The following is a 1,723-nucleotide window of genomic DNA, read 5'->3' as shown; positions in this document are numbered from 1 at the left end:
AAAATTTTTTAAGTATCATATTAGCCAAATGCATTCCCTTTTTTTCTTATTTGTTCAAAATAAAGGAATTCATGCTTACGCGTTGCGTTAAGAGACTGGAAGGGTCTCCCTTGTATTCAGTGATGGGCACTTTTGATCTCTGCTTGTTTAGGTAGACTTACCCTCCCATATCTCCTGGCATCGAGTGCCTACATTCCTTCGTTGGGTCTTTCCCTAACGCAGAGGCCGGCGTATGCTCCTGCATGGACTGATCAGTAGATCGTCGAAAGTCGTGTATGGGCCGGCTTCTCAGTGTCTGGGTTGTAGAAGAACTACGTTCTCATTCAAAGAGTTAAGCTGCTTTGGGATGAGAGAGGAAAGGCATATCTCCCATCATGCGCTCTAAATCAAATGTTGTTTCATAATGGCTAAGACCATGACAAATTTGAAGTAACTTACGGCACAGAATCACAAGTGCTTCCTTTTTCGTTACTGGTTTCTCGCGATCATTACTGTAGTAGTCATAAAGTGCTCGGAACGCCGAATTTGAGTGTAGTAAAGGGAACACTGCTTTGTACAATAATGCTCGAAGCCTTCTTCGCCCTCGCTTAGAGATCCTTTTTCTACCCTTTGATTCACCAGAAGAATTCGTTACCAGTGTTAATCCCGCGAGTTTAAATAATTGGCGTGGATCCTTGTAACGCTTTAGTGAACCTGTCTCAGAGAGTAGCTCCAATACGGTTGTTTCACTAATTCCGGGAATCGATGTTAGGTAATCAAAGTCAGGCAATTGACGGGCAAGGGTGACAAGATTTTCAGTAAGCTCTTGAATCTGTGATTCATACATGAATAACTGGTCAAGCAACATTCTGATTTCCATGCGTGCCATTTCAGGACTGTCTTTCAATCCTATAGAATACTTTGCCACTTGAAGGAGTCGCTCTACTTTCTTCTTTGACAGATAGCGAACACCCTTTGTGTGAAGAAAGTCAATCAGCTCTTCATGCGAGAAGATCACGAGATCTTCTGGTAAAGGGGCATATTTCAAAATAGCCTGAGCCTGTTTCCCAAGACCTTTGATTACAGAAGCGAACTCAGGGAAGTAAAGGTCGATCCACCGTCGGATGCGGTTTTGAATAGAGGCCGATTCTTCTTTTAAACGAGCTCGGTAGGCCGTCCCCCGACGAAGTTCAGAATCGATTTGAGTCATTTCCCTTGGCATACTGTAATATCCTTGTGGCATCATTTTTGCGATGACCCGTGCATCTTTCAGATCATTTTTACTCTGTAGATTATCGTCTAGCTCTTTGGTTTGTTTTACGTGAAGAGGATTGACAAGGACATATGGAATGCAATGATCTGTTAGAAAAGCTGCAAGATTCATCCAGTAATGGCCGGTAGGCTCAAAACCAACGATGACTTCCTTTTTATTATGAATACTCATGAGCTTTAGGATAGTCGCGTAAAAGCTTTCAAATCCTTGAAGGGATTGGCGGATGACAAAGCTTTTCTTGAGTTCACGTCCACGCTCGTCTACGGCACAGGCGTAATGATTCCGCTTGGCTATGTCAATACCAACGACCAGCGTAGTTTCAGAAATTTGATTAATACGTTGATTTCGATTATCATGCATGTGAAGATCCTCCTTAGTTATGAGCGATTGGTTAGCACCTGCATCATAACGGAGGGTCTTTTTTTATGCAATAGATGAATTCTCATCTCACAGGAATAGCTCCTGCGGGAA

General features: G+C 42.8%; 1 protein-coding gene. It reads right to left on the bottom strand.

Going from position 1 to position 1,723, the window contains the following annotated elements:
* Positions 1–331: 331 nt before the first annotated feature.
* A complete protein-coding gene (locus V8G47_RS20680; protein WP_336201681.1) occupies positions 332–1,612 on the bottom strand; it encodes an IS110 family transposase in 1,281 nt (426 codons plus the stop codon).
* Between the last annotated feature and the right edge of the window lie 111 nt (positions 1,613–1,723).

The organism is Rossellomorea sp. LJF3 (genome assembly GCF_037046045.1).
Lineage (GTDB): Bacteria > Bacillota > Bacilli > Bacillales > Bacillaceae_B > Rossellomorea.
Note: the sequence above shows the minus strand (reverse complement) of the source record. Positions and strands in the feature narration are given on the sequence as shown.